Origin of the sequence: Advenella sp. S44 (genome assembly GCF_002810445.1) — a bacterium.
In the GTDB taxonomy this organism is placed as follows: domain Bacteria; phylum Pseudomonadota; class Gammaproteobacteria; order Burkholderiales; family Burkholderiaceae_B; genus Advenella.
Map to the genome: position 1 here is coordinate 77,698 of NZ_NEXS01000005.1, position 26,217 is coordinate 103,914.

At 53.8% G+C, this 26,217-nt stretch carries 27 protein-coding genes and 1 tRNA gene; 11 read left to right on the forward strand and 17 right to left on the reverse strand.

Annotated elements, in window-relative coordinates:
• Window positions 1-332 precede the first annotated feature (332 nt).
• Complete coding sequence (locus CAP48_RS20305) at window positions 333-773, reverse strand: hypothetical protein (protein WP_192871329.1); 441 nt, start codon at window positions 771-773, stop codon at window positions 333-335.
• A 258-nt stretch (window positions 774-1,031) separates the two neighbouring features.
• On the opposite strand from CAP48_RS20305, the gene CAP48_RS11965 reads away from it, so the two are divergent.
• The gene (locus CAP48_RS11965) at window positions 1,032-1,286 is read left to right on the forward strand and encodes a hypothetical protein (RefSeq protein WP_100697001.1); all 255 of its coding nucleotides are present in this window, start codon (window positions 1,032-1,034) and stop codon (window positions 1,284-1,286) included.
• Here the strand turns inward: CAP48_RS11965 and CAP48_RS11970 are convergent.
• Window positions 1,267-2,439 (reverse strand): class I SAM-dependent methyltransferase, encoded by a 1,173-nt coding sequence (locus tag CAP48_RS11970; RefSeq protein ID WP_242444472.1) that lies wholly within the window; start codon window positions 2,437-2,439, stop codon window positions 1,267-1,269. The genes CAP48_RS11965 and CAP48_RS11970 overlap by 20 nt on opposite strands.
• Before the next feature lie 535 nt (window positions 2,440-2,974).
• Here CAP48_RS11970 and CAP48_RS11975 point away from each other — a divergent pair.
• The 6 genes from CAP48_RS11975 to CAP48_RS12000 all read left to right on the forward strand — a co-directional run bounded on the left by CAP48_RS11975 (window position 2,975) and on the right by CAP48_RS12000 (window position 7,384).
• A complete protein-coding gene (locus CAP48_RS11975; protein WP_100697003.1) occupies window positions 2,975-3,559 on the forward strand; it encodes a YceI family protein in 585 nt (194 codons plus the stop codon).
• A gap of 384 nt (window positions 3,560-3,943) precedes the next feature.
• Window positions 3,944-4,360, forward strand: coding sequence for a hypothetical protein (locus CAP48_RS11980; protein ID WP_100697005.1), 417 nt, complete (start codon window positions 3,944-3,946; stop codon window positions 4,358-4,360).
• Between the two features lie 87 nt (window positions 4,361-4,447).
• On the forward strand, window positions 4,448-4,798 hold the full coding sequence (locus CAP48_RS11985; protein WP_100697007.1) for a GFA family protein: 351 nt from the start codon (window positions 4,448-4,450) through the stop codon (window positions 4,796-4,798).
• Window positions 4,799-5,121: 323 nt separating this feature from the next.
• Window positions 5,122-5,198 (forward strand) — tRNA-Pro (locus CAP48_RS11990).
• Window positions 5,199-5,683: 485 nt separating this feature from the next.
• Window positions 5,684-6,124, forward strand: a complete 441-nt coding sequence (locus tag CAP48_RS11995) for a hypothetical protein (RefSeq protein WP_100697009.1) — start codon at window positions 5,684-5,686, stop codon at window positions 6,122-6,124.
• A 102-nt stretch (window positions 6,125-6,226) separates the two neighbouring features.
• Entirely contained in the window at window positions 6,227-7,384 is a 1,158-nt protein-coding gene (locus tag CAP48_RS12000) for an alpha-hydroxy acid oxidase (RefSeq protein WP_100697011.1), read from the forward strand.
• A 233-nt stretch (window positions 7,385-7,617) separates the two neighbouring features.
• Here CAP48_RS12000 and CAP48_RS12005 read toward each other — a convergent pair whose 3' ends face one another.
• The 9 genes from CAP48_RS12005 to CAP48_RS12045 form a co-directional block, all read right to left on the reverse strand.
• Entirely contained in the window at window positions 7,618-8,007 is a 390-nt protein-coding gene (locus CAP48_RS12005) for a MerR family transcriptional regulator (RefSeq protein ID WP_100697013.1), read from the reverse strand.
• Between the two features lie 40 nt (window positions 8,008-8,047).
• Window positions 8,048-8,380, reverse strand: a complete 333-nt coding sequence (locus CAP48_RS12010; protein WP_024005975.1) for an integration host factor subunit alpha — start codon at window positions 8,378-8,380, stop codon at window positions 8,048-8,050.
• A gap of 18 nt (window positions 8,381-8,398) precedes the next feature.
• Entirely contained in the window at window positions 8,399-10,804 is a 2,406-nt protein-coding gene (pheT, locus tag CAP48_RS12015) for a phenylalanine--tRNA ligase subunit beta (protein WP_100697014.1), read from the reverse strand.
• Window positions 10,805-10,847: 43 nt separating this feature from the next.
• The gene (pheS, locus tag CAP48_RS12020) at window positions 10,848-11,870 is read right to left on the reverse strand and encodes a phenylalanine--tRNA ligase subunit alpha (protein ID WP_100697016.1); all 1,023 of its coding nucleotides are present in this window, start codon (window positions 11,868-11,870) and stop codon (window positions 10,848-10,850) included.
• An 82-nt stretch (window positions 11,871-11,952) separates the two neighbouring features.
• Complete coding sequence (gene rplT, locus CAP48_RS12025; RefSeq protein WP_100697018.1) at window positions 11,953-12,312, reverse strand: 50S ribosomal protein L20; 360 nt, start codon at window positions 12,310-12,312, stop codon at window positions 11,953-11,955.
• 13 nt (window positions 12,313-12,325) lie between these two features.
• Window positions 12,326-12,523, reverse strand: coding sequence for a 50S ribosomal protein L35 (gene rpmI / locus CAP48_RS12030; protein ID WP_100697020.1), 198 nt, complete (start codon window positions 12,521-12,523; stop codon window positions 12,326-12,328).
• A gap of 487 nt (window positions 12,524-13,010) precedes the next feature.
• Entirely contained in the window at window positions 13,011-14,537 is a 1,527-nt protein-coding gene (locus tag CAP48_RS12035) for a YifB family Mg chelatase-like AAA ATPase (RefSeq protein WP_100697022.1), read from the reverse strand.
• Between the two features lie 153 nt (window positions 14,538-14,690).
• On the reverse strand, window positions 14,691-14,975 hold the full coding sequence (locus tag CAP48_RS12040) for an accessory factor UbiK family protein (RefSeq protein WP_100697024.1): 285 nt from the start codon (window positions 14,973-14,975) through the stop codon (window positions 14,691-14,693).
• 173 nt (window positions 14,976-15,148) lie between these two features.
• Complete coding sequence (locus CAP48_RS12045) at window positions 15,149-15,763, reverse strand: hypothetical protein (protein WP_153045691.1); 615 nt, start codon at window positions 15,761-15,763, stop codon at window positions 15,149-15,151.
• A gap of 373 nt (window positions 15,764-16,136) precedes the next feature.
• Between CAP48_RS12045 and glnK the strand changes: the two genes are divergently transcribed.
• Together glnK and CAP48_RS12055 are read left to right on the forward strand one after the other, a co-directional pair.
• Window positions 16,137-16,475 carry a P-II family nitrogen regulator gene (gene glnK / locus CAP48_RS12050; RefSeq protein WP_100697028.1) on the forward strand — a complete coding sequence of 113 codons (339 nt, stop codon included), beginning with the start codon at window positions 16,137-16,139 and terminating at the stop codon, window positions 16,473-16,475.
• Window positions 16,476-16,516: 41 nt separating this feature from the next.
• Window positions 16,517-17,743, forward strand: coding sequence for an ammonium transporter (locus CAP48_RS12055; protein ID WP_100697030.1), 1,227 nt, complete (start codon window positions 16,517-16,519; stop codon window positions 17,741-17,743).
• A 148-nt stretch (window positions 17,744-17,891) separates the two neighbouring features.
• Here CAP48_RS12055 and ptsP read toward each other — a convergent pair whose 3' ends face one another.
• The 6 genes from ptsP to thrS all read right to left on the reverse strand — a co-directional run bounded on the left by ptsP (window position 17,892) and on the right by thrS (window position 23,979).
• Window positions 17,892-19,649 (reverse strand): phosphoenolpyruvate--protein phosphotransferase, encoded by a 1,758-nt coding sequence (gene ptsP / locus CAP48_RS12060; protein ID WP_100697032.1) that lies wholly within the window; start codon window positions 19,647-19,649, stop codon window positions 17,892-17,894.
• 87 nt (window positions 19,650-19,736) lie between these two features.
• On the reverse strand, window positions 19,737-20,006 hold the full coding sequence (locus CAP48_RS12065; protein WP_100697034.1) for an HPr family phosphocarrier protein: 270 nt from the start codon (window positions 20,004-20,006) through the stop codon (window positions 19,737-19,739).
• A 32-nt stretch (window positions 20,007-20,038) separates the two neighbouring features.
• The gene (locus tag CAP48_RS12070) at window positions 20,039-20,452 is read right to left on the reverse strand and encodes a PTS sugar transporter subunit IIA (RefSeq protein WP_100697036.1); all 414 of its coding nucleotides are present in this window, start codon (window positions 20,450-20,452) and stop codon (window positions 20,039-20,041) included.
• A gap of 11 nt (window positions 20,453-20,463) precedes the next feature.
• Window positions 20,464-21,423: a glutathione synthase gene (gene gshB / locus CAP48_RS12075; RefSeq protein ID WP_100697038.1), complete on the reverse strand. Its 960-nt coding sequence runs from the start codon at window positions 21,421-21,423 to the stop codon at window positions 20,464-20,466.
• Between the two features lie 47 nt (window positions 21,424-21,470).
• Window positions 21,471-22,079, reverse strand: coding sequence for a translation initiation factor IF-3 (gene infC / locus CAP48_RS12080; protein ID WP_198772007.1), 609 nt, complete (start codon window positions 22,077-22,079; stop codon window positions 21,471-21,473).
• Complete coding sequence (gene thrS / locus CAP48_RS12085; RefSeq protein ID WP_100697040.1) at window positions 22,045-23,979, reverse strand: threonine--tRNA ligase; 1,935 nt, start codon at window positions 23,977-23,979, stop codon at window positions 22,045-22,047. Before thrS ends, infC begins: the two co-directional genes overlap by 35 nt.
• 403 nt (window positions 23,980-24,382) lie before the next feature.
• Here thrS and CAP48_RS12090 point away from each other — a divergent pair, with 403 nt between their 5' ends.
• Window positions 24,383-24,925 carry an OmpA family protein gene (locus CAP48_RS12090; RefSeq protein WP_161495245.1) on the forward strand — a complete coding sequence of 181 codons (543 nt, stop codon included), beginning with the start codon at window positions 24,383-24,385 and terminating at the stop codon, window positions 24,923-24,925.
• A 109-nt stretch (window positions 24,926-25,034) separates the two neighbouring features.
• A complete protein-coding gene (locus CAP48_RS12095; protein ID WP_100697044.1) occupies window positions 25,035-25,889 on the forward strand; it encodes a hypothetical protein in 855 nt (284 codons plus the stop codon).
• The last annotated feature ends 328 nt before the right edge of the window (window positions 25,890-26,217 follow it).

Below are 26,217 nucleotides of genomic sequence, written 5' to 3' on the forward strand. Positions count from 1 at the left end.
TGGACGAGTGTAGGATAGAACAGGCTCACACGCCACACTTAGCGCCGGCAACCCGCCGGCACAATTCGGATAGCAAAAAAACCGATAACGTACGAAACGTTATCGGTTTTATCTTTCAAATGGCTGGAGAGCCCGCATTGCCGTCAAGAGCAACGATGCTGTGAACGTGTGCTGTTTAATCGCAACGGTGTGATTTACGCGTTAATTACCCAACACCAAAGCAACACCATTATTTACGCGTCAATAGCAGCGGCGTTGTTAACGCATGCTATTGACGTATTTGGGCTCACACACTGGACCAGGCGCCGCTATGGCGCCAAAGCCCAAATCCATTAAGGCTGCGGACGAGACAGATCCTGTACCGGTGTGCCATCATTGCCCTGCTGCATGGGTACCGGTTCACCCGGGGCTGCTGCAGGCTGGGCCGAGTCAGGCATAGGCTGTCCTGGCATTGCTTGCTCGGAAACAGGTTGACCATCGGGGCCAATCGTTGTTGTCGTGCTGGAGCCCGTGGCAGGGACGGTACCTGCAGGAGCCGCCTGAACGGGTAAATTTTGCTGCTGAGCCTGCTCTGGTGTGACCGGGACTGTTGTTTCCGTCACACGTAACGTTGGCTCAACGTACATATCTTGTGATTTGGCCCAGGCCGAACGGGTATCCTTTGCCTCGCCGAGCGCATGCCGGGACAGGTTGTCCGAAGGCGTGGCAGCGTGTACGCTTGCTGTTGCTGCAGTTGCAAGAACGATCATAGCGGGAACGAGAAATTTTTTCATAGAAGTACCCCTTTAAAAGACATAAACAAAACTTATATGACTCTCATGATAACAACAGAATCACACTTGAATGTAACGGAATGCATAAAAATCAAACATATCACTTCCCACAATGGAATTAATACATACGTTCGAGTCAATACGTTACAGGATATTCTGTCTTCTACTATAACTGAATTTAATTAAAATAAAAGTGCGTGATTAATAATCCGATACAATACAGCCACTAGTCAATACAGCCCCAAGAGGAGTTCGTGAATGAAAAAACTGTTATTGCTTCTTGTTCCTGTCGTGCTGGCCGGTTGTGCATCCAGTGGGCTTGACGTGACAGACCGCGGCAATTATGGCGTCAAATGTTCACCCGACGCGAAAACGCCACCGAACTGGGAAATGTGCATGCAGACGGCCCAGAAAACCTGCGGCTATCAAAAACCTGTGAATATTTCACAACACAATCCGACTGGCACAGGCACGCCAGAGGATACCTACTTCATCAACTTTCAGTGTCAATAGGCACCAGACACCACAATGATGTCGTCTCTTTCGTGCGCGCCTCGTGTAATGGGTCTGAAGCATCCTCAGCACGTGCATGCGCCGGCTTGGTCTGATAAACGGCCAGCACGCGCAGGCCGTTGTCAGCAAACAACTGCTGCAGCGCATGCAGCGCACGCAACTGCAGCAGCTCAGCCAGGTCTGACATAATCAGCCATATTTGGCCGTCGGCTTGCAGATGCTGTCTGGCCTGCTGCACAAAACCCGTCAGCATTTGTTCATTCGGATCATAGACCGCCGCATCCAGTGACGAAGTCACCTTGCCAGGCAACCACGGCGGGTTGCACACGATCAGATCCGCCCTGCCATCAGGGAAAAATTCACGAGCCTGCACCTCGATCTGCTTACCTAGCCCAAGTCGTTCCACATTTTCCTGCGCGCAGGTTACTGCCCGGGGTGAAGAGTCGGTGGCGATGATTCTGGCCACCCCCCGCTTGGCTAGCAAAATGGACAACACGCCAGTGCCGGTGCCGATATCGAATGCGCATCCACAGTCAGCCGGCAAGGGTGCCTGTCTGAACAGAGAGAGATACTCGGCGCGCGAAGGTGAAAATACGCCGTAATGCGGATGGATCAGAAAATCACAGCCGGCCACCGGAACACCTTTGCGACGCCATTCGTAAGCACCGACAACACCCAGCAACTCTCTGTATGACACAAGCATGGGAGGATGCGAAGGGCCATACACCTGAAGCAAAGCCTCTTTCCAAGCGGGAGCCCGGCGTAATGCAATCGCGTTATCCGATTCAACCTGGACAAGCAAAAGCCCTAACAGCCTTGCGCGCTGCGCCTGCTGCATTCGGTAGCGATGAAAACGCTCCGCCATCGATAATAAGGTGCTGTGATCGCCTGACCGTTTATTTTTCTTGTCCAGACGTCGTCCCAGGGCCCGCAGCAATTGCCGACCGTTTTGAAAATCGCCGCGCCAGACCAGACCGACACCGTTACGCATTTTTTTCAGCGCCTGGTCCGCCGGCCAGGTATCGTCGGCATATTCCAGACGAGCTGGCACACCGAAGCCAGCCTCGGATTGCCACTTGATTGTTGACGTTCCGTCAGGCAAGAGCACGCTTGTTTCCTGAGCGCGGCTCTCGTTCTGTTCGGTATGCATCATGTCGTTCCCCGTAGGTTGGCTGCCTGGCCGGCTTATTGCTGGTGCTAGATAAATTGCGCTTGGTGGCAAAAAGGCCAGGCGTTCTGCCCAAAGCGCCACAGCACGCCCAAAAATGCGAAGCAGCAAGAGCAGCCATTGCAAGCCTGGCAAACAAAGCATTGTGCCATAAAACGCAAGCGAGACAGTCTTTAGACGGCGCGACGAACATGAGCGAATCTGTCGTCGAAACACGCCAGATTGTGTTAACAGAACCCCATCATTGCGACCGCTTCAATGAAACCCGCCGAGAAGGACCGGCGCCCAGCCATTGCCCTGCCGCCGCGGAGTGGCTCAGCTGGACGATAGTGATGAGGCCGATAAACCGAATAGAGAATGGAGATGACGCTGACAAATAGAACAATGATGAAGCCAACGAAAGCAGGCGTGCATCAAGACCTTACATAATACTGAATAAATTCGTGATAAATTATTAGCGTGTTCTACCCACCAGGGGGCGAGCAATGGCCTGCCCACACTTTATTTCCGGGAGTTTTCAATGATTTCTGTATTACGCAACACCGCTATCTCAGCCGCCCTGCTCTGCGGCGTATCCGGCCTCGCTCATGGCGAAACGGCAAACTATGAAGTGGAGCCAACCCATACGTTTGTCACCGTTGAAGTGATGCACTTTAAAACATCGACACTGCGAATCCGGTTTGATGACGTCCAGGGCACCATTGCTGCCGATGCCAAGAAGAATGAAGGTACTGCCGATATTAAAATAAAAACGGAATCCGTCAATTCGGGCACAAAGGACTTCGATGATCATTTGAAGTCATCCGATTTTTTCAACGTTGAAAAATTCTCTGACATTACCTTCACCGGAAAGTCGTTTGACTATAAAGACGACAAACTAGCCTCTGTCGGTGGTGATCTTACGCTGCTGGGCCAGACCCATCCAGTGACACTGAAAAATACCAATTACAACTGCTATTTTCAGCCGGTCATGAAAGAGAATGTCTGCGGCGGCGACTTTGAGACTACGATCAAGCGCAGCGAATGGGGCATGGACTGGGGTATCGATATGGGCATTCCAGACGAAGTCAAAATACTGGTGCAAATAGAAGCCATCGTGAAATAGGGTGCACGTAGTCGTGCGACTTGGCGTGCAAGATATGCTGCCTTGAATAAAAACCGATACGTGTTGATCGCCTAACCGGACCCGGGTCGCCGGCTGGCACCGGCTGCCTTTGCAATTAGGCGCTTCGGTACGCGGCAGCTGGCCCGGTGCCGTACCCTCACCCTGTCGCCTCGCCTGCCCTTCACGCCTTCGTGACACGACAGTCACGCCTGCCCACCGCAAACCGATTGAAAGCAGCTCGCTCGTGGCCAACACTACAACAGCCATTGCCGCTGTTTTCATTTCATTCATGATATTTCTCTTTGTATCATTTCGGAAGTTGTATATACTTTTGCGCAGGTTCCCTTGTATGCAAGTGCTTGTTCCTTTAAGGAAAACTTGAACATGACTTCAATCATAAAAAAAACCGCCGTTATTACAACCTTAATTTTTCTGGCCGCCTGCTCTTTTACTCAAACCGATCCCTACGCCGAGTTCACGGCACAGGAACTTGAATCGGATCAGACCATAACAACAACAGTAGCGTCATTCGCCGACAAGTATCCGCCGGCGGTGGTAAGTCGATGCGAAGCCATGACACACGAGTCCTACGAGAAAGGAACGCGATGCTATCGGGTCATCAATCGCAATTGGGAACGCGACTATAAGCAGGCGTATGCCAATGCTGACAACCGAACCCGCGCCGTGTTAAAACGGTACTATTCCAGTTTCTCTTCGTATTACCTGGCTCCCGCAACACCAGCCCGGCAAAGAGCAGCTGAACAATCGTACCGACAACTACAGCGCCGCATCGACTCCTGAGACCGCCAGCTTCTGGCAGAGTGAGCTTGCGCAAGCTAACGGCCTGTCGGATCCGCGTTCTACTATCAATAAATAAGAGAGTAAGGCATGTCATATCAAGGAAGCTGCCATTGCGGCGCCGTGACTTTTACAGTAGATGCAGAGTTGCCCACTCAGGCGGTCAGTTGCAACTGTTCTATTTGCAGACGCAACGGTTCTTTACTCGCATTCGTTCCCGCAGACCGTTTTGTGCTAAACAGTGGCAACGAGCAGCTAAAGACCTATCAGTTCAATAAACATAAGATTGACCACCAGTTCTGTAGCAATTGCGGCGTGCAATCCTTTTCCAGCGGCCTGCAGCCCGATGGATCAAAAACCTATGCAGTCAATTTGCGCAGCGTGGAGCAGGCAGATCTGGACGCCCTGCAGATACAGAAATACGACGGCGCTTCCCTGTAAAGCCGATTTTCAACAATGGGTCGGACCCTTGGCGTGACCGGATCTTGGGTGACGGGCTCATTGCCCGAACGACGCGATTACCAACCGGCCTATTGGACAGGACAGATGCGTCAGCTTGACCAAAAGTCCTTGTCAATATCGATTTGTTGCTTCGACCCGTCAGTCGCGGAGCTGAATTTTTATGATTCGCGCCGTCGCCGATTGAAAAAAAAACATCACAATGATATGATGCACGACTTAGCTGGGAACGTACCCTAACCTGCCTTATCCCCACATGGTTAGCCTTGTCCGCATTCCCATATACTGCTAAGCGGCAATATCGTCGGGGCGTAGCGCAGCCTGGTAGCGCACTTGCATGGGGTGCAAGGGGTCGAAGGTTCGAATCCTTCCGTTCCGACCACAACGAATTCAATAAGAAGAAGGGCTTACATGGAATTTCATGTAAGCCCTTATTTTTTTGGGGCCCTACCCTGGAGTTCTCTATCGCCGGTCGCCCTCGACGGAAACTGACTTCGACATAAAATGTGTGTCGCGATCGTCCCCATTTAGAAAGCTACGCGACGACTTGTTGCGGCAGGTCCCAGTGTTTCGTCTGTCAGTTTGGCATCTCTCTCCCTCATCAAGACCAATCCACAAGCCTCTGAGTGTGGGTCGCCTACCCCTTGCATCTCGCTTTCGAACTTGATGCTTGGGTAAACCTCGCCTATGTACATTTGGTATCTTGCCTAGAATCTATGTGTTTTAGTAGACTTGATAAACCAATAGATGTTTCAGACCAAGGCAAATTGGCAGGATGACTTTTTATCTGCGTACACTAAAGGCGATTCGAATTGCAAGGCGCCCCTACAACGCGTCAGGCGAGGATCGCATTTCAAGGAGCATCATATGAACAATCAGTTTTCCATTCGCCATATCCAAACATTTCTGGGGACATCCGCGCTGGCTTTAGGCCTGACGATGGGCTGCGCCAATGCCGTATTTGCCCAAGTGCAACCGCAAACGTACGAGTCGGTGCAGTACATCACAGGCGGGATCGGCAATGCCGAGCAGAACGAAATGAAAAGCGCGCAAAAGGATTACAACCTGCATATGACGTTTTCTGCGATCAAGGATCAGGCTTTTTTGTCTGATGTTGCCGTGCAGATTACTGACAAGGACAGCAAAAAAGTGTTTGAAGCCGCAAACACCGGGCCGTACTTGAATGTGAAATTGCCCGATGGTAAATACGAATTGACTGCCACCTACAAGGGTGAAGTTCGCAAACATGCGTTTACCCTGACCGCAGGCAAGACCGAGGCATCGGTTCTGCGCTGGCCAACCGAATAAACGCGCCGGTTTTCATTTTTAATTCTGGAGGCAAGAGACTGGGGTTTTTTTCGCCTTGTCCGTATAATTGACGCTATTGTTTGTTTTCATGGAAATGAAATAATGGCTGATCTCAATAAAATCACCTGCCTGGACGACTTGCAGCGTATTGCGCGGCGTAAAGTGCCCAGAATGTTTTACGATTACGCCGATTCTGGTGCATGGACCGAGTCGACCTACCGGGCCAATCAGGACGATTTTCAGAAGATCAAGTTTCGCCAGCGCGTGGCTGTCAATATTGAAAACCGCAACTTGCGCACCAAAATGCTGGGCCAGGATGTTGTCATGCCGGTTTCGCTGGCACCGACCGGATCCACCGGCATGCAGCACCCTGATGGGGAAATTCTTGCTGCTCGTGCTGCTGAAAAGTTCGGCGTGCCGTTCTGCCTGTCTACCATGAGCATTTGCTCTATCGAAGACATTGCCGCCCATACCTCTGCCCCTTTCTGGTTCCAGCAGTACGTCATGCGTGACCGCGACTTTAACGAGCGCCTGATCGATCGGGCCAAGGCAGCAAATTGCTCGGCGCTGGTCGTCACACTGGATTTGCAGGTGCTTGGCCAGCGTCACAAAGATATCAAGAACGGCTTGTCGGCACCGCCCAAACCCACCATTCCTAACCTGCTCAACCTGGCGCTCAAGCCTGAATGGGTCTGGAGAATGTCCAGAACGCAGCGGCGCACTTTCGGCAACATTGTGGGCCACGCCAAGGGGGTGGAAGATTTGTCGTCCCTGTCGTCCTGGACGGCTCAGCAGTTCGACCCCAGCCTGAACTGGAACGATATTGAATGGATCAAGAAGCGCTGGGGCGGCAAACTGGTTCTGAAGGGAATTCTGGATCCGGAAGATGCGCGCCTTGCTAAGGAAACCGGTGCGGACGCCATTGTGGTATCCAACCATGGCGGGCGACAGCTCGACGGCGCTCCGTCGGCTATCTCCATGTTGCCTTCTATTGTGCAGGCTATCGGTAGTGATGGCCCCGAAGTGTGGCTCGACAGCGGCATACGATCCGGCCAGGACGTGCTGCGCGCGATCGCACTGGGTGCCACGGGTACGATGATCGGCCGGGCTTTCCTGTATGGCCTGGGTGCTTACGGAGAAGAAGGTGTCACCCGGATCCTGCAGATTATCCGCAACGAACTGGATATTACGATGGGATTTTGCGGGCAGACTGATATCAATAAGGTGACTGCCGATATCCTGTTATCCGCTCAACGGTAACCCGGAAATCCGCCACACTCGGCATGGCGACGTCCAAAGAAAAACCGTGAATCACACAATGTGAATCACGGTTTTTTTGTGTGTGGCTATTTGCGGCAGGTCACGGCCAACGATGCTCTTTGAACAGTTGTGCGCGTACGGCTTGCCGAACAACCGCGCATGTGCACGTCGAGCCACGCTACTGCAGCATGAATCGGTCAGTTAACCGACCGTTACGTCCCAGCGGCAGGAAGTCAGGGAGCCACCATTTGGTCAAAAATTTTCATGACACTGTTTAATTCTGAACGGATGAACTGCAGGTCCTGCGCAGACAGCCGAACGGCTGCATCCTGGTCATGCTGGGCATCACGGCCATCGCTCAGGCGATTGCGCGCGCCACTGATGGTAAACCCCTGCTCGTACAGCAGATCGCGGATTTTGCGAATGAGCAGCACTTCGTGATGCTGATAATAGCGCCGGTTACCCCGGCGCTTGACTGGATTCAGTTGCGTAAACTCCTGTTCCCAGTAACGCAGAACATGCGGCTTGACGCAGCACAGTTCAGATACCTCACCGATGGTGAAATATCGCTTTGCCGGAATCGGAGGCAACGCAGTGATGGAAGGTATTTCAGTCTGATTCATGCGCAGATTGTAAACCTAAACCGGCTTTTAAGGAACCACTTTAATCGACGAGCGTAAGATCAGGATTATACTCATCACCCTGCTCTACGATCCCCTTGAGTTTCTGGCTTGCGTGAAAGGTTACAACGCGCCGGGCAGAGATTGGGATGACCTCACCGGTCTTTGGGTTACGACCGGGACGGGCAGGCTTGTCGCGCACCTGAAAGTTGCCAAAACCAGACAGTTTCACTGAATCGCCCTTGGCCAGCGACTCGCGGATTTCCTCGAAAAACGTATCTACAATGTCCTTGGCCTCGCGTTTGTTCAATCCGACGCGCTCAAACAGCAATTCAGCCAATTCCGCCTTGGTTAAGGTATTGTTTTCTTCCAACATGCTCTTTCCCTTCCTCTTCTATCTTTTACGAACGCCGTGCTTTTGAACAAGCAGTTCAAGAACTGCATTCATGCACTGCTCTACACGCGTGTCTTCCAAGGTTGCCGTCGGATCCTGTAGCGTAAATCGCAGGGCCAGACTGCGCTCCTGCTGCTCGGATTTCGGATCCTTCCAGACATCAAATAGTGCAATATCCTTAATAATATCAAGGAATTGCCTATCTTGCTGACTATTGTTCACCGTGTCAAGCAAGTCCTGTACTTTCAGCGCCGCCGGTGCCCACACGGCCAGATCGCGGAAGACAGCAGGTTGCCGTGCAACTTCGGTATATTGCGCGAACCGCATTTGCTGCAGCGCAGCTACGTTCAGCTCAAATACCACAGGCGCGTGAACCAGCTCATTGTCCTGCACCCACTGCGGATGCAGTTCACCCAAAAATCCGATATGCTGCTCATTGAGCAGGATGCTGGCGCTGCGACCAGGATGTAAGGCCGGATGGATCATCGGTTCAAAACGCAGGTTGCGAACCTGTTGACTACACAGGCGCTCGATGTCGTTTTTGACGTCGAAAAAATCCGTTTGGCGCAACGGCACACCCCACTGTTCCGGCTCTGCAGGCCCCCAGGCGGCGCCAGCCAGGTGCAGCGGCTGCCGCACGCCGGCTACCGTCAAATCGTCGTCTTTTACCGCATTGTCGCGAATAAAAACGCGTCCCAGTTCAAATACCCGAACCCGGCTCTGCTGGCGCTTTTGGTTATATTGAATATTGGCGATCAGCCCACCGATCAGCCCGGAACGCATCACTTGCAACTGACTGGCGATAGGATTGAGCAGGCCGATGGGGTCGGCATTGCCCATATAATTAGCTTCCCATTCTTTCTGAACAAAACTGAAATTGACGACTTCCTGGTAGTCCAGCGCAGCCATCAAATGACGCAGCTCGTGCTGAGAGCGACGCGCCTCATTGGTTGGCAGCATAACGGCGGGCGCGACAGGCGGATTGCCGGGAATGTTCTCAAAGCCATAAATGCGCGCCACTTCTTCGATCAGATCCTCTTCAATTTCCAGATCGAAACGGAACGATGGTGGGACAATGGAAAATACGCCTTCTTTTTCTGTAAACGTGAAATTGAGTTTGGTAAAGACGTCGCGTACCTGTGCGTCTGTGACGGGAATACCCAGCACCTTGCGGCAGCGTTCAAGGCGCATGGCCACAGCGGCGCGCGCCGGCAGCGCGATAGATTGATCGCTGACCGGGCCGGCCTGGCCGCCGCAGATTTCAAGAATCAGGCTGGAAATATATTCGATGTGTTCAACAACGTTCTGAAAATCAACACCGCGTTCAAAGCGATGGCTGGCTTCGGAACTGAATTTATAACGACGTGCGCGTCCGGCAATGGCATCAGGAAACCAGAATGCGGCTTCCAGGTAGATGTCGGTTGTCTCCAGCGATACCGCCGTGGCCGCGCCACCCATAATGCCGGCCAGGCTTTCGATTTTATCACCGGCAGCAATCACGCCCACATCGGGGGCAAGTTGCACGGTCTGATCGTTCAACAGCGCCAGGCTCTCACCCTCTTTGGCCCAGCGTACAGTAAGGCCGCCGGCGATCTTGGCCAAATCAAATACATGGGTGGGCCGGCCTAGCTCCAGCATCACGTAATTGGAAATATCCACCAGTGCCGATACCGAGCGCTGGCCTGCGCGCTCCAGCCGGCTTTTCATCCAGTCGGGCGTGACTGCCTTGGCGTTCACGCCGCGAATGATCCGACCACCAAAGCGACCGCAAAGATCGGGGGCCTCGATCGTGACGGGCAATGTATCCTGGTGGGTTACCGCAACGGGCTCGCATACCGGCTCAGTCAATGGCGCGCCGGTCAGCGCGCGCACTTCACGCGCCACACCCAGAATAGACAGGCAGTCTGCACGATTTGGCGTCAGCTTGATTTCGAAAATGGTATCGTTCAGATCAAGTGCCGTGCGAATATCCTGGCCAACTTTGGCGTTCGCATTCAACGCTAGCAAGCCGCCGTGATCTTCTGACAAGCCCAGCTCACGCGCCGAACATAGCATCCCGAAAGAATCTTCACCGCGCATGCGCGCCTTGCTGATTTTAAAATCGCCCGGTAAAACGGCGCCAATACGCGCCAGCGGCACTTTCATGCTTTTTGCCGCATTAGGCGCCCCACACACGATTTGCAGTGGCTCGCCAGACCCGTCGTCCACGGTACAAATACGCAGCTTGTCCGCATTCGGGTGGGGGCGAATATCGTCGATATGGGCTACCACAATTCCGGAAAACGGCGGCGCGACAGGCGCGGTCCCTTCAATTTCCAGGCCCGCCATGGTCAGCTTATGGGCAAGCTCGTCGCTGGAAATCGGTGGGTTAACAAAAGATCTTAACCAGGATTCAGGAAATAACATGATGTCTTTTTCTAGGTTTAAATAGGGTGTAAAAGCGGGAAAATCAGCGGTTGAACTGACGCAGGAAACGCAAGTCTCCTTCGTAGAACTGCCGCAGGTCGTTCACGCCATAGCGCAACATAGTCAGACGCTCAATGCCTGATCCGAAGGCGAAGCCGATGTATTTTTCAGGATCCAGTCCGAAATTACGTATTACCGACGGATGCACCTGGCCTGAACCGGAGATTTCCAGCCAGCGTCCCTGATTGGGGCCGGCCGTAAACATCATATCGATTTCGGCGGAAGGTTCGGTGAACGGGAAAAAGGAAGGGCGGAAACGCACGCTCAAATCGTCGGTTTCAAAAAATGCCTTCAGAAAATTCGTATACACCCCTTTGAGATCGGCAAAAGAGATGTCTTCTGCAATCCACAGACCTTCAACCTGATGGAACATAGGCGAATGCGTTGCGTCACTATCCACGCGATAGGTACGGCCGGGCGCGATCACCTTGATAGGCGGCTTGTTCATGCGAGCATAGCGCACTTGCATGGGGCTGGTGTGGGTGCGCAATAAAAATGGCAGGCCGCCGGCGTCTTGCATGTCCACATAAAACGTGTCTTGCATGGAACGCGCGGGGTGATTCTCGGGGTTGTTCAGCGCGGTAAAGTTGGTCCAGTCGTTCTCGATCTCGGGACCGTCGGCCACCTGGAAGCCGATACTATGGAAAATCTCTTCAATTCGTTGCCATGACTGGATCACGGGATGGACGCCACCCATGGCGCGACCTCGACCAGGCAAGGTGACATCAATGGTTTCTGCGGCCAGACGCTGGTTCAGTTCATCACGCGCAAATTGCTCGCGGCGCGCGTTAAGCAGTGACTCGATTTGCTGCTTGACCCTGTTAATCCGGGCGCCTTCGGCTTTTTTTTGGTCAGGCGGCAGTTGTGCCAGGCCCTTCATGAAGCCAGTGATGACCCCGTTTTTTCCAAGAAACTTTGCCTTTTCGTTCTCCAGCGAGGCCGAATCGGCTGCATGTTCGAATTTGTCTTTGGCCTGAAGAATCAGATCGTCCAGCGATTGCGTCATGAAATTACCATTCTTGAAATAACAAAACGGGACCCGAAACGAGCCCCGTTTGTTTACAGCACAAATTTAAATCGTCAGTGGATCAGGCGCCCAGGGCAGATTTGGCCTGTTTGACAACAGCAGCAAAACCTGCTTTGTCGTTGACAGCCATATCGGCCAGAACCTTGCGGTCCAGTTCAATGGCGGCCTTTTTCAGCCCGGCGATAAATACACTGTAGGTAATACCGTTCTCACGGACTGCCGCATTGATACGGGTAATCCATAGCGCACGGAATGTACGTTTTTTATTGCGGCGGTCACGATACGCATACTGACCAGCGCGCATGACTGCCTGTTTGGCAATACGGAAGACGTTACCACGGCGGCCACGATAACCCTTGGCAGCAGCAATAACTTTTTTGTGACGAGCACGTGCGGTAACACCGCGTTTTACGCGAGGCATAGTTTAACTCCTATCAAGCAAAAGGCATCATGGCTTTTACGGCAGCCACATTGGAATCATGAACGGCTGTTGTGCCGCGCAGTTGACGTTTGTTTTTCGTGGTTTTCTTTGTCAGAATGTGACGTTTGAAAGCATGACCACGCTTGATAGAACCACTACCGCGTACGATAAAGCGCTTGGAAGCACTTTTCTTGGTTTTCATTTTTGGCATAACTGATACCTGCAAATGTGGATAAAAGGTGCCCAATAAACCGTTTATTAAGACTTTGCTAACCCGTATCCGTTTTCTCCGCCAACAATCCGCTCGAACTCCGTGGCAAACTGTTATTTTTGTCAGATACCCAAAAAGCAGTTACCCCCGGCGCCTACGGTATGCGGGAAACCATTGATTATACGATGATTTTTCTCCAACCGCCAGCATTTAACCATGCAACAGTGCACTGAATGCGCTTGTTGGGGGATAAATGTGGCCCACAGGCGACGGAATGGGCCCTGCTTTCCTTCTGCTCGCTGCTTGCTCGTTGCTTGTCCCTGCTTGCCCGCCGAACCCTCGCCAGCTTCTACTCGTCTCTACAAGCCTCTCCACGCCTTTACAAGCCGCAATCTGCCTAGTGCCTTGCCCGTGGCCTATCTTTTCCTGGCTTTTTCACTGCCACTTTATCGACACTTTCCATATTTATGCGTGCTCCGGCAACGGCTTAATGGGTCAGTTGCTGTCGAAACGACATGGCTTCGTTCAGATCGGCAGCGCGTATCTGCGTGACGCCGGCCATATCTGCAACGGTGCGCGCCACACGCAGGACGCGGTGGACCGCCCTGGCGGACCACCGCCAATAACCCCCAGCCCTTTCCAGGAGTCTCTTTGCTTCGGAATCTGTGCAACAGATCCGCTCCATCATATCTGGCGTGAGCAATGCATTCAACCGGCCCTGGCGCGCCAGTTGCAGGTCACGGCAACGCACCACCCGTTGCTGCACAACCGGTGAGGGCTCAGACGGCGGTAGCTGGTACCAGTTCTTCATAGGGGGCGATAACAGCAACATCATGTCGATCCGATCCAGAAACGGCCCGGATAGGCGGTTGCGGTAGCGTTCGACCTGGTCTGGCGTACACCGACATGGCCGCTGCTGGCTGCCGAGATAGCCGCAAGGGCATGGGTTCATTGCCGCGACCAACTGGAAACGACAGGGGAAACTGACCGAGCGATTGGCGCGAGCAATATGGATTTCTCCCTCTTCCATGGGCTCGCGCAATGCTTCCAGCACATGCCGCTGGAATTCGGGCAATTCGTCAAGAAACAGGACGCCGCGGTGAGCCAGGCTGATTTGCCCCGGTCGCGGATTGGCGCCACCACCGATCAATGCGGCAACAGAGGTTGTGTGATGCGGTGCCCGCATCGGCACTGCTCGCGAAAATGTGACCGTGCGGGCCTGCAGACTGCGGATGGCCGCCACTTCAATCGCAGCATTCTCATCCAATGGCGGCAGTATCCCCGGCAGCCGTTGTGCCAGCATGCTTTTTCCTACGCCCGGTGGCCCGCACATCAAGAGCCCATGGCCACCGCTGGCAGCCACTTCCAGCGCCCGACACGCCACCGGTTGACCGCGGACATCGGACATACAGAGCGCTAATGCCTCCTCATGCTCACCCGGGCAGGTTGCAGCCGGGCCCGAGATTGGTGTGAGCGGTGCGGTTTCATCAAGATGGCCGACGACCTCTTGCAGCGTTCTGGCGCCAATAACAGTCAGCCCGGGAATGGCGGCGGCCAGCTTCGCATTCTCAAATGGCAGAATAAGCACGGGACGGGTTCCAGATCGGGCTGCGGCGAGCGCAATCACTAATGGCGCGGCAACCGGAACAAGCGCGCCGGTGAGCGACAACTCGCCTGCGAACACAATCCCGGGAAGTTCATTGCGCAACATTTTGTCGGACAAGACCAATTGCCCGGAAGCCAGCAGAACGCCGATCGCAATGGGCAGATCGAACCTGCCAGACTCTTTCGGGATGTCGGCCGGCGCAAGATTTGCCGTCAGGCGCCCTGCCGGGAATGAATAGCCGCTACTGAGGATAGCCGAGCGCACCCGCTCACGACTTTCCCGAACCCCCGTGTCCGGCAATCCGACAATGGTGAAAGCCGGCAACCCCTGAGCGAGATGCACTTCAACAAACACTTCGGGCGCTCGCATTCCGCAAAGCGCCCTGCTGGCCAGTACCGCCAAGGTCATCTGATTCTCCTGAACTGATCAGTGCATTCTGACAGATAGCGAACGCCTGCGCTGTAAGTAGAGAAGAATTGATCCGTCGTGACAAGTACCGACGATATCCTTAGTGGCGTATATACAGGCTGTTGCCAACCTGCTGCCCCTTGTCTCGAAGAATCAGTCTACAACCGGGCCGGTATGCGGGCTTGCTGTAGGCGTAGTCGCTACGCCGGCTTTTTCTTCCAGCGCGCGTACCCGTGATTCCAGTTCGAAAAGTCGTTCCCGCAATTTGGCGGACAGGGCCACTTGCACATCAAATTCTTCGCGCGTGACCAGATCAAGGCGGGAAAATCCCTGAGCCATGAATGCCTTCACATTCTTTTCGATATCTGCGGCGGGACTGTTCTTGATCAATTCCTGAATATTCTTCTGAAAATCTTCAAACAACTGATTGGATTTCATGATTGGGGTTCCTGTAGGCATACGGGCACCAGCGCCACGTCGTGTTTTTTTATATTGTACACAGTTGCTGTTGAGAACTTACTGCACAGCGCAGCCGCACAACGTTTGAAGACACAATAATACTGGGTGCCATTAGCAGCAACCCGCCTGGTGGCGGGTTGCTGAATACTTGCTTATTGCGGTGCTGACGCTGTATCAGTTTCAGCAGGAGGAGTGTCGGCGGGTGCGGCAGGCGCAGTCGTAGAGGTCCCCGAGGCCGATGTATCGGCTGCAGATTCCGTCACTTCAGCGGTTTTCTCTTTGACCGCGTTCACAGTATCAGTGGCTGCCTGCGTTGCTGTCTCTTTAGCCGATTCCGCTGCCTCTTTAGCCGACTCGGCTGCCTCTTTGGCCGATTCCATAGCCGCATCGGCATAATCCTTGGCGGCGTCGGCGGCCTCTGAACCGGCCTGTTTGGCCGACTCAAGTGCGTTATTTGCCGCCTCTTTGGCAGACTCCAACGCATTGCTGGCAGCATCACCGGCCTTATCGGCCGCGCTCTGTGTGGCATCAGCGGCATTATTGGCAGCCTCGGAGGCCGCTTCAGACGCTTGCTGGGCTGCTGTTTTTGCTTCTTCAGCCGCTTTATCTGCCGCCTGTTTCGCTTGTTCAGCCGCAGAATCAGACGCCGGTGCAGGCGCAGCTGGCGCTTCCGGCGTTTGCGCAGTGTCGGAACTATTATCGCAACCCGCAATAAAGGCAGCGGCAGACAACATGGCGACAAGACTGAATTTGGATACGTGTTTCAAGGTTTCACCTCTTCAATGAACAACAAAATTTGTGTCTAAATTCTACTGTAATTTTCTACCGTGGATAAGCTCAATATCGTCTCAATTGTCCTGAAGGCATTGCTGCACATTACGGAAAGCCTACGCCGACGGGTGACTTTATGCGCATTCCTGCTGCTGGCGCAGTGCACTGACACCTCGTCGGGCACCGCGCACCAATCATGAGCGTTCACGGCCAATGCGTTCCATTATGCATCAATTGTGTGCTTCACCAGACGCACCAATCGATCGCATACCCAGGCATATCTATAGCGCAAACCTGGCACAACTATTGCTATTAGCAGGTAATGGACAATCAGTCCTTAAAGACAAATGCCATTTCTGGGAGAACGTTGTGAAGCTGATCACTGCCATTATCAAACCATTCAAACTGGATGAGGTTCGTGCGGGCCTGGCCGAAATCGGAATTCAAGGCCTGACCATTACGGAGGTCAAGGGATTTGGTCGACAGAAGGGCCATACCGAACTGTACCGCGGCGCTGAATACGTCGTGGATTTTTTACCCAAGCTCAAACTGGAAACCGCCGTAGCAGACGAACAGTTGGAGCAGGCTCTCGAAACCATTTGCCAGTGCGGCACGACCGGCAAAATCGGAGACGGAAAAATTTTCGTCACCGACCTTGAACACGTTATCCGGATTCGCACTGGCGAAACCGACAATGCGGCGCTGTAAGCGCATCGCTCCTCACCCCCCGTATTGAAAGGAAATGAAAAATGCAAAGCGCCGATTTAGTCTGGGTAAGTATGTCCACGATTCTCGTGTTGTTTATGGTGGTGCCGGGTCTGGCCATGTTCTATGGCGGCCTTGTCCGCAGCAAGAACATTCTCTCGCTGATGAGCCAGGTCCTGATTACCTTCGCCCTGATCACGATCCTCTGGTTTGCCTACGGTTATTCCCTTACCTTTTCAGGCGGAAACGCGTTCTTTGGCGATCTGTCCAGAGTCTTTCTGTCCGGCGTGATTGACTTGCCGACCGATTCCTATGCGTTGGCTGGCACCATTCCCGAATTGACGTTCGTCGCCTTTCAGGCGACCTTTGCCGGCATTACCTGCGCGCTGATTGTCGGTGGATTTGCAGAGCGCATCAAATTTTCGGCTGTTCTTGTCTTCATGGCGATCTGGTTTACGTTTTCCTACATACCCATAGCGCATATGATCTGGTCCGACAAAGGACTGCTCTTTGAAGACGCACTGGATTTTGCCGGCGGAACGGTGGTTCATATCAATGCGGGCGTGGCTGCGCTGGTTGCGGCCTATGTTGTCGGGCCGCGCATCGGCTACGGCAAGGAAGCGATGCAGCCTCATAATCTGCCCATGACCATGATCGGCGCTGCCATGCTTTGGGTGGGTTGGTTTGGATTCAACGGCGGATCATCACTGGGCGCCAACAATCAGGCAGCACTCGCAGTATTTAATACCCTTCTGGCAACCGCTGGCGCCGTCGTGGTGTGGGTCCTTGCTGAATGGAAATTCAAGGGCCGCCCTTCCCTGCTGGGCGGCGCCTCTGGTGCCGTGGCCGGCCTGGTGGGCGTCACGCCTGCGGCGGGTCTGGTGGACCCGACAGGAGCCCTGATTATTGGCGCAGTCACCAGCCTGTTTTGTGTCTGGGGAGTCAATGGCCTGAAACGACTGCTAAAAGCGGATGACTCAATGGACGTATTTGGTGTGCATGGTATCGGCGGCATTGTCGGTGGTATTCTGACCGGCTTGTTTAACGCCAAGGCGATGGGCGGCCCTGGCCTGGATTCGGCAGGCATGATTCCCGGACAATTATTGAACCAGATCGAAGGCATTGTGCTGGCCATCATCTGGAGCGCAGCGGTCAGCTTCATTGCCTTAAAAATTGCAAGTCTGGTTACCGGCGGCCTGCGTGTGGACAAAGATCAAGAGCGCCAGGGCCTGGATATCAGCACGCATGGCGAACAGGGCTATCACCATTGATATCTTAATGAACTTGGCGCGCACCGGATACGTTACACCTGCAGGAGCACGCCCATGCTGAGCTCGCAAAAAAGGACACTGCAGTGTCCTTTTTTATCGCTGGCAGAGTCGCAACCCCACCAAGATGGCATACTGGATTCGTGACTGATCAGATACCCAGACTATTTAAGTCTATGGATTCCGCACGATTGAGTGCCATGGCAATTTTGGTACGCAAGGCGTTCGTATGCGATGTCCTGACCAGCTTCTTGACATCCAGCAACTGCTGCGGGTGCATCGAAAATTCATTGAGACCCAGCCCCAGCAATAGCTTAGTGTATCGATCATCTCCGGCCATTTCGCCGCAAATGGAAACACTCTTGCCCGCGCGCTCACCGGCCTGGATCGTTTGTGAAATCAGCCGCAATACCGCCGGATGTAGCGGGTCGTAAAGATCGGATACTTCATTGTCGACTCGGTCAATGGCCAGCGTGTACTGGATCAGATCATTGGTTCCGATAGAAACAAAATCCAGTGACTTGAGAAACGGCTCGATGGCAATCGCAATTGCCGGGATCTCCACCATTGCGCCCAGTTCGATATTGTCGCTATAGGACATACCAGCACGATCCAGTTCCTTCTTGGCCGATTCGATCGCTTCGCGTACTGCGAGTAGCTCATGCATATGCGAGAGCATTGGGATCAGGATCCTGAGTCTGCCATGAACCGAGGCACGCAACAGCGCACGCAACTGCGTGGCAAAAAGATCCGGACGCGACAGGCAGTAGCGGACAGCACGCAAGCCGAGCGCCGGGTTCACAGCCACCGTCGCCTCCCCATCCAGGGTTTTGTCCGAGCCCAGGTCCAGCGTGCGAATAGTCACGGGTTTGTCGGGCATGGCACGCAACACATGCGCATACGCCTGGAACTGTTCCTCTTCCGTTGGCAGAATCTGCCTGCCCATAAACAGAAACTCACTGCGAAACAGACCGATGCCGTCGGCGCCCATCTCCAGCGCCTGTGACACTTCATGTGGTAATTCGATATTGGCCTGCAGGCCGATGCGCTTGCCGTCCAGAGTAATGGCCGGCTCGTCCTTGGACAGGATCAATTCTGCCCGCTCGCGGATAAACGCTTCCTGCTTTTGCTGATAGAACTGCAATATTTCCGGTGTCGGATTGACATACACCAACCCGTTTTCACCATCCACAATCATCATATCCCGATCGCGAACCAGGCTGCGAACATTTCCCAGACCAACCACCGCCGGCACATTCATGCTGCGCGCGACAATCGCCGTGTGCGAGGTCGGGCCGCCCAGATCGGTTACAAAAGCAGCGAACCGGCCACCGCGCAGTTTGAGCATGTCAGCCGGTGAAATATCGTGTGCCACCACGATAAGCGAATTGATATCCATATCTCGGGACATATCGGGCAGCATCAATTCACCCGAGCCGGCCAAAATACGAATGACGCGTTCGATTACCTGATGGATGTCAGCAACCCGCTCACGGATATAGTCGTCATCCATGACGGCAAACTGCTCTGCGACAATCTGCCCCTGCGTGCTAAGCGCCCATTCGGCGTTATATTGCCGGGATGCGATAAGTTCCTTGGTCTGGGCCGCCAACTCCGGGTCAGAAACCAACAGGCTATGAACCGTGAGCAGCGGCACCAGTTCCTTGGGAGCGTCTGCCGGCAAGGATTCTATAGTGTGCTGCAACATGTCGTAGACAATTTTCAACGCATGATCCAGTCTGGCGCATTCGGCCGGAACATCTTCAGCCGAAATCCGGTAATGACTGACTTCGAGCGTGGCCGCGCCCATGACGACAGCACGGCCGATGGCATAGCCGCGCACCACACCTTTTCCTTGAAGGGTAAAAACAGTACTTTGTCTTGTCGGTGTGTGCTCGGTGTTTGTCATCGTATATTGTCTCGTCCCTTGCACTTTTTACGTGCCTGTTTTACGTGTACCAGTTATTCACCATCTGAATGGCCCCAGGGCTGGGATTTATTCGGGCTCGCCAAATTTGTTCTCAAACAGAGCCTGGATCTGCTCAAGCGCCTGATCCGCATCATCACCGTCGGCTTCGATGCTGACGGTGATCCCTTTGCCCGCAGCCAGCATCATGACGCCCATGATGCTCTTGGCATTGACCCGCTGAGAGGCACGGGTGATAAAGATTTCGCTTTTGAACTGGCTGGCCAGTTGGGTAAGCTTGGCGGCAGCGCGGGCATGCAGCCCTAATTTATTACTTATTACTATGTCTACTGAAGGCATATGAGCGCGGTCTTTATCAGAAAGGTTAATCGTTAATCATTAGGAGCCAGATCGACACATTTCATGCCTTTCTTGCCGCCCTCGAAAATGGATTGGCATAACTGCTCCATCGGCTGGTCTCGATATCGGACCGCGTTGAGCAGCATACAGGCGTTGGTGCCGGAAAGAATATGGGCTTTGACGCCGGCATCCTGCAACTGACGCACCACACGGGCGCCAATATTGGCCGGTGTTGCGCCTCCCAGATCCGCCAGAATCAGCACCTGCTGATCCGGGCCGAGCATTGACTTTAATTGCGCAATCAGTTCTTGCGCCTTGGATTCCGGATCGACATCGGGCTCAATATCGAAGAAAACGTAATTATCAATTTGTCCCAAGACATGCTGAGCGCACTCGGACAGAGCCGAAGCCAAAGGCGTATGCGCTATAAGAGCAAGGGTGGTCATTTTATCTACCTTCAGACTGCAACCGCTTTCTCAAGCGCAGCAGCAAAATGGTCCGCAACATCAAAGTCGGTCTGTTCTGTAATTTCTACAAAGCAGGTGGGACTAGTCACATTGATTTCGGTGACATAATCGCCAATCACATCAAGCCCCACCAGCAACAGCCCCCGTTCCCGCAAAATGGGACCGATTCGGTTGGCAATGGCAAGATCATGCTCGGACAACTCGCGAGCGACCCCGCGTCCGCCGGCGGCCAGATTACCACGGGTTTCCCCGGCCAGCGGTATACGAGCCAGTGCATAGGGCACCGGTTCTCCGTCTATCAACAGGATGCGTTTATCACCCTGTACGATTTCAGGAATGTATTTTTGTGCCATGATTGTTTGCGTCTGGTCGACCGTCAGGGTTTCCAGAATCGCATTAACATTCGGATCGGACTCGGTGATCCGGAAAATGCCGGTGCCGCCCATGCCGTCCAGCGGCTTGACGATAACGTCGCCATGCGAGGCATGAAATGCCTTCAGCCGTGATATCGCACTTGTAATTAGTGTGGGCGCGGTGAATTCGGAAAACTCGGTAATCGCCAGTTTCTCAGGATGGTTACGTATGGCATTGCCAGAATTGAATACCCGCGCGCCCTGTTTTTCTGCAGCTTCCAGCAAATGCGTAGAGTACAGATACTCCATATCGAACGGAGGATCCTTGCGCATGAGGACCGCGTCAAAGTGATTTGCTTCGGTTTCAACGGCGTTGTCCTGCTGTGTCCACCAATCGTGCTCGTGCAGATCCGCAGTCATGTTCAGCTGTATCGGCTGTGCACGTACTTTTACTCGACCCAGATCGACATACAGGTCGGACTGAAGCGCAACGCTGATGATGTGGCCTCGTTTATGCAGGGCTCGCATCATGGCGACCGAACTGTCCTTGTATGCCTTGAGCGAAGGCAGCGGATCAATGATAAAAAGTACATGCATCAGTTTACATCCCACATTGACGACGGAACCGTATTGGTAGCCCGCGTTTATTTATCGTCGGCCTTGCCGGCGGGTACAGCCTTGCGCTTGGGCGCCAGAACCATCACCATTTGACGGCCTTCCAGCTTGGGCATGGCTTCAACCTGTACCAGATCGGCCATATCATCGCGGACCCGCTCAAGAACACGCATACCCAGTTCCTGATGCGCCATCTCGCGGCCTCGGAAACGCAGGGTCACCTTGGCTTTGTCGCCATCTTCAATGAAACGCTTCAGATTGCGCAGCTTGACCTGGTAGTCGCCTTCATCGGTTGCCGGACGGAATTTGACTTCCTTGACCTGAATAATTTTCTGCTTGGCCTTGGCTTCGTGCTGGCGCTTTTGTTCCTGATACTTGAACTTGCCATAGTCCATGATGCGGCATACTGGCGGTTCTGCATTAGGGGCGATTTCAACTAAATCAATGCCTTCCTGCTCTGCAAGGCGCAAGGCTTCTGCTGTTTTGACGATACCCAGCTGTTCGCCGTCTACGCCGATCAGTCGAACTTCCGGAATACGGATTTCGGCGTTAATACGATTGGTTTTTTCGGTTGCGATGTTAAGATCTCCTGAAATTAATAAATTAGGCTGAAACGTCCTGACAAGTTGTAACGTCATGACGCAGCCGCTCTATAAATGCGTCTACAGACATGGTTCCCAGATCCAGGTTGCCGCGCGCACGAACGGCGACAGCGCCGCTTTCCCGTTCTTTTTCGCCAACAACCAGGATGTAGGGAACCTTTTGCATACTATTCTCCCTGATTTTACGGGTGATTTTTTCCCCGCGCAAATCGGATGAAGCACGAAAACCCTGTTTTTTCAATTCTGTGACCACCTGCATGGCGTAATCGGAGAATGCTTCGGATATGGTGCAAACCACAACCTGTTCGGGAGCCAGCCACGGAGGCATGGCACCGGCATGGTTCTCGATGAGCATACCAATGAAACGTTCGAGCGAACCCAGGATCGCGCGATGCAACATGACCGGGGTTTTGCGCTGGTCGTGGGCATCGACATATTCCGCGCCCAGCCGCGCGGGCATTGAAAAGTCTACCTGTATCGTGCCGCATTGCCAGTGGCGGCCGATCGCGTCCTTGAGCGTATATTCGATTTTGGGGCCATAAAATGCGCCCTCTCCCGGTGAGATTTCAAACTCGCATCCGGAGCTACGCAGACTTTCCATGAGCGCATGCTCGGCCTTGTCCCAAACGGCATCGTCGCCGATGCGTTTTTCGGGGCGGGTGGCCACTTTGTACAGAACTTCGGTGAAACCGAAATCCTTGTAGACTTTCTGCAATAGTGTTGTGAATTGGGCACACTCGGCCAGCAATTGGTCTTCCGTACAGAAAATATGTCCATCATCTTGTGTGAAACCGCGCACTCGCATCATGCCATGCAATGAGCCGGAGGGCTCATTCCGATGGCATTGGCCGAATTCACCATACCGAATAGGCAGTTCCCGATAGGAGTGCAACGCAGCATTATAAATTTGCACGTGTCCGGGGCAGTTCATGGGTTTGAGCCCATAAACCCGGTTCTCGGACTCCGTGGTGAACATGTTTTCTTTGTAATTGTCCCAGTGGCCGGTTTTTTTCCACAGGCTCAGGTCGAGAATTTGCGGCGCCTTCACTTCCTGATAGCCGTTTTCGCGATAGACGTCGCGCATGTACTGCTCAACCTGTTGCCAGATTTGCCAGCCCTTGGGGTGCCAGAAAATCAGTCCTGGCGCTTCGTCCTGGAAATGAAACAGGTCCAGTTCGCGACCCAGTCGGCGGTGGTCGCGTTTTTCGGCTTCCTCGAGCATCGTCAGGTAAGCGGCCTGCTCTTCCTTGGTGGCCCAGGCCGTGCCATAGACACGCTGTAACATCTCATTCTTGCTGTCGCCACGCCAATAGGCGCCGGCTACTTTCATGAGCTTGAATACCTTCAGTTTGCCGGTAGATGGCACGTGCGGGCCACGACAAAGGTCGATAAAGTCGCCCTCCCGGTACAGGGAAATTTTCTGATCCTGCGGAATCGAAGCGATGATTTCAGCCTTATAGGCTTCGCCCTGCTCCCTGAAGAAAGCCACGGCGTCATCGCGAGACCATTCTTCCCTGACCACTTTTTCATCTTTTCGTGCCAGTTCGGTCATCTTTTTCTCGATTTTTTCGAGATCTTCAGGCGTGAACGGGCGTTTGTAGGAAAAGTCGTAATAAAAACCATTGTCGATCACAGGACCAATGGTGACCTGCGCATCGGGAAACAGCGACTTGACCGCATAGGCCAGCAGATGAGCGGTAGAATGGCGGATAATTTCCAGGCCCTCGGCGTCTTTCGCGGTCACAATGGCCAGATCCGCGTCCTGGTCAATGACAAAGGACGTATCCACCAGTTGGGCCTGGCCGCCGTTGATGGTTACCTTACCCGCCAACGCCGCCTTACCCAGGCTGGGCGCGATGGTCGTCGCAACTTCTCCCACCTGGACGGGTTGGGAAAATTCACGCTTGGAACCATCGGGTAAAGTAATTTGAAACATGCTGTTGCCTTGAATTGAATAAAAAACGCGACTTCACAAGTCGCGTTCGCTGTTCTTTTGAAAAATACGTTTGGCAAGAATCACGAGCGCACAGGGAGACCGATATACGTATCGGTCGTGGTCAGGCTCTGGGTTCGTGAAGCTTCGGACATCATCAAAACAGTCTCACCATTTCGTAAAATACCCCGTGATTTTACACCAGCCCGGCGCCTATAGCCAATAAATGACTGCAATTTGTAAAAAATCAAGGGGTAAATGCAGCAAAATAACACAACAAGCCACCATTAGGATGTCCACTGTCGCAGCTTGTCTTAAAAAGAACTGTTGCAGTATATTAACGTTCGTCGTTTTTGGTCCGCGCCATGCTAGGCTTGTGACCACAATTTCAATATACGGAACTGATATGTCTCAATTACGCCTGTTGCGCACTGCGCTCGCCCTGCTTGCCCTCACCCTCCTGACCGCTTGCGCCGCAATGGGTGACGACGGTCGTGACGGGCTGCAAATCAGCCAGGACCCGCGCGGCGTTGCCATCACGTCAAAAGACAGCAACATGTTTTTGCCCGGTTCGGCCACGCTACAACCAGAAGCCGCACCTTTTTTCGACCGGGTCGGCCAGTTGTTGCGCGACCGTCCGGAACGCAAGGCGCTCATCGACAGCGTATCGGACAACACCGGCTCGGCTGAATATAATCAGGAACTGCAGGAAGTGCGCGCGTTATCCATGATGAAGGCGCTCACGACCCGCGGCGTTGACCGCTCCCGCCTGGCTTATGTCACCGGATCGGCCGCAGCGCCAACTCCCGGCAGCATGCAGCCAGTCAATACAGCGGCGCAGCAGTCAAAAATCATCATTCTTGGGGCCAGCACCGCCGACATGAACGTCAATACCATAGAACGATTCTTCAACGGGATATCCAATTTGGGTAAAAGCCTGTTCAATTGATTCGCACCCATGCCGGCCAAGATATACTTATGCTGTAACAGCAAGCTGACGGCCACCGAATTGGACCGGCAGGCATTGTGCCCGGCCTGAAACTGATAACGCCAAATTTATGTCAAAGTCCTTTATTTACAATCTGATCCTGACCATTGTCGCGATCGTCGTGTTCATCTTCATTGGCGCCTCGGTCTACGATGCGTTCACGCGCAATCCGGTCAATCGCTCTGCGGACGCAGGCGGCGCCAGCAGTGTGAGCGGTCAGATTGAAGCGGCAACGCCCGACGCAACCCAGCCTGCACAACCCACGGCTGGCAGCGAAGCCCCGCCTGTCGCTCAGGAGCAGCAAGAGGCAGCGGCTGCCTATGACCAGACCAATGCGCCAGACAGCACTAACACAACGCAAGACGGCGCAAATTCGTCCAGTGCTTCGTCCAGCGATCCTGCTGCGCCTGCCCAGCCGACCACGCCTTCCCCTGCACCCGCCAGTCCAAGTCCCGACGCCAGCTCGAACGCGACTCGAAACGGTAGCAGCCAGCCGAATGCGCCGGCCAACTCAGCTCAACCTGCGCCCGGTTCGTCTCAGCCTGCGCCCGGTTCGTCTCAGCCTGCGCCTGGTCCGTCTCAGCCCGCGCCGGATTCGTCTGAGCCTGCCCCTGGTTCAGACCAATCGGCCGTACGCAGCAACCCAGACCTGCGTGCAGTCATTCCACCGGTGCCTACCGCACCGCCGCGGGCAGAAGGAGCGCCACCACCCAATACAAGCAGTCAGGATATGTTCAATGCCACGAATTCAGACGCGGACAATGGCAATATTTCCGATAGTTTCCCTGATCCGGTATCAGACTTTCCCGCGCCGGCCGCGCCTGGAGCCTCTGACGGCGCAACTGACGGTAACAACGACGAGCAACAGCGTCTTCAACAGTTGCGCAACCAGAAAGAGCAGTTGCGCAGAGACCTCGGTTTCTGATCGCCCATTCGGTTTTTGAGCAATGCCCGGGGGCTATTAAGGCCCCTTACCTCTGACATTCCCCGGCGTCATAACGGCGAGTAATGACGCCATTGAAAACAACAGAGGCACGTCGGCTTGTCCTGACATGTTCGACATGGCAGCTGGCATGTCGTGCGTGACCCCTGACATCCCTTACGAGCATCTGATATGTATGCCTGACGGTTCCCGCCGCCTGATCAATACCGCAGCCAATACCGCAGGCGCATGAGCGCGTTAACGCTAGGCGCACATATGCAAAAGGCCCGGTAATACACCGGGCCTTTTGTCTTCAGGAGCCATTCTTTGG

Excerpts from the sequence above, each read along its gene's own strand:
- CAP48_RS20305 (WP_192871329.1), bottom strand. The coding sequence starts at position 773 with ATGAAAAAATTTCTCGTTCCCGCTATGATCGTTCTTGCAACTGCAGCA.
- CAP48_RS11965 (WP_100697001.1), top strand. The coding sequence starts at position 1,032 with ATGAAAAAACTGTTATTGCTTCTTGTTCCTGTCGTGCTGGCCGGTTGT.
- CAP48_RS11970 (WP_242444472.1), bottom strand. The coding sequence starts at position 2,439 with ATGATGCATACCGAACAGAACGAGAGCCGCGCTCAGGAAACAAGCGTG.
- CAP48_RS11975 (WP_100697003.1), top strand. The coding sequence starts at position 2,975 with ATGATTTCTGTATTACGCAACACCGCTATCTCAGCCGCCCTGCTCTGC.
- CAP48_RS11980 (WP_100697005.1), top strand. The coding sequence starts at position 3,944 with ATGACTTCAATCATAAAAAAAACCGCCGTTATTACAACCTTAATTTTT.
- CAP48_RS11985 (WP_100697007.1), top strand. The coding sequence starts at position 4,448 with ATGTCATATCAAGGAAGCTGCCATTGCGGCGCCGTGACTTTTACAGTA.
- CAP48_RS11995 (WP_100697009.1), top strand. The coding sequence starts at position 5,684 with ATGAACAATCAGTTTTCCATTCGCCATATCCAAACATTTCTGGGGACA.
- CAP48_RS12000 (WP_100697011.1), top strand. The coding sequence starts at position 6,227 with ATGGCTGATCTCAATAAAATCACCTGCCTGGACGACTTGCAGCGTATT.
- CAP48_RS12005 (WP_100697013.1), bottom strand. The coding sequence starts at position 8,007 with ATGAATCAGACTGAAATACCTTCCATCACTGCGTTGCCTCCGATTCCG.
- CAP48_RS12010 (WP_024005975.1), bottom strand. The coding sequence starts at position 8,380 with ATGTTGGAAGAAAACAATACCTTAACCAAGGCGGAATTGGCTGAATTG.
- pheT (WP_100697014.1), bottom strand. The coding sequence starts at position 10,804 with ATGTTATTTCCTGAATCCTGGTTAAGATCTTTTGTTAACCCACCGATT.
- pheS (WP_100697016.1), bottom strand. The coding sequence starts at position 11,870 with ATGACGCAATCGCTGGACGATCTGATTCTTCAGGCCAAAGACAAATTC.
- rplT (WP_100697018.1), bottom strand. The coding sequence starts at position 12,312 with ATGCCTCGCGTAAAACGCGGTGTTACCGCACGTGCTCGTCACAAAAAA.
- rpmI (WP_100697020.1), bottom strand. The coding sequence starts at position 12,523 with ATGCCAAAAATGAAAACCAAGAAAAGTGCTTCCAAGCGCTTTATCGTA.
- CAP48_RS12035 (WP_100697022.1), bottom strand. The coding sequence starts at position 14,537 with ATGACCTTGGCGGTACTGGCCAGCAGGGCGCTTTGCGGAATGCGAGCG.
- CAP48_RS12040 (WP_100697024.1), bottom strand. The coding sequence starts at position 14,975 with ATGAAATCCAATCAGTTGTTTGAAGATTTTCAGAAGAATATTCAGGAA.
- CAP48_RS12055 (WP_100697030.1), top strand. The coding sequence starts at position 16,517 with ATGCAAAGCGCCGATTTAGTCTGGGTAAGTATGTCCACGATTCTCGTG.
- ptsP (WP_100697032.1), bottom strand. The coding sequence starts at position 19,649 with ATGACAAACACCGAGCACACACCGACAAGACAAAGTACTGTTTTTACC.
- CAP48_RS12065 (WP_100697034.1), bottom strand. The coding sequence starts at position 20,006 with ATGCCTTCAGTAGACATAGTAATAAGTAATAAATTAGGGCTGCATGCC.
- CAP48_RS12070 (WP_100697036.1), bottom strand. The coding sequence starts at position 20,452 with ATGACCACCCTTGCTCTTATAGCGCATACGCCTTTGGCTTCGGCTCTG.
- gshB (WP_100697038.1), bottom strand. The coding sequence starts at position 21,423 with ATGCATGTACTTTTTATCATTGATCCGCTGCCTTCGCTCAAGGCATAC.
- infC (WP_198772007.1), bottom strand. The coding sequence starts at position 22,079 with ATGACGTTACAACTTGTCAGGACGTTTCAGCCTAATTTATTAATTTCA.
- thrS (WP_100697040.1), bottom strand. The coding sequence starts at position 23,979 with ATGTTTCAAATTACTTTACCCGATGGTTCCAAGCGTGAATTTTCCCAA.
- CAP48_RS12090 (WP_161495245.1), top strand. The coding sequence starts at position 24,383 with ATGTCTCAATTACGCCTGTTGCGCACTGCGCTCGCCCTGCTTGCCCTC.
- CAP48_RS12095 (WP_100697044.1), top strand. The coding sequence starts at position 25,035 with ATGTCAAAGTCCTTTATTTACAATCTGATCCTGACCATTGTCGCGATC.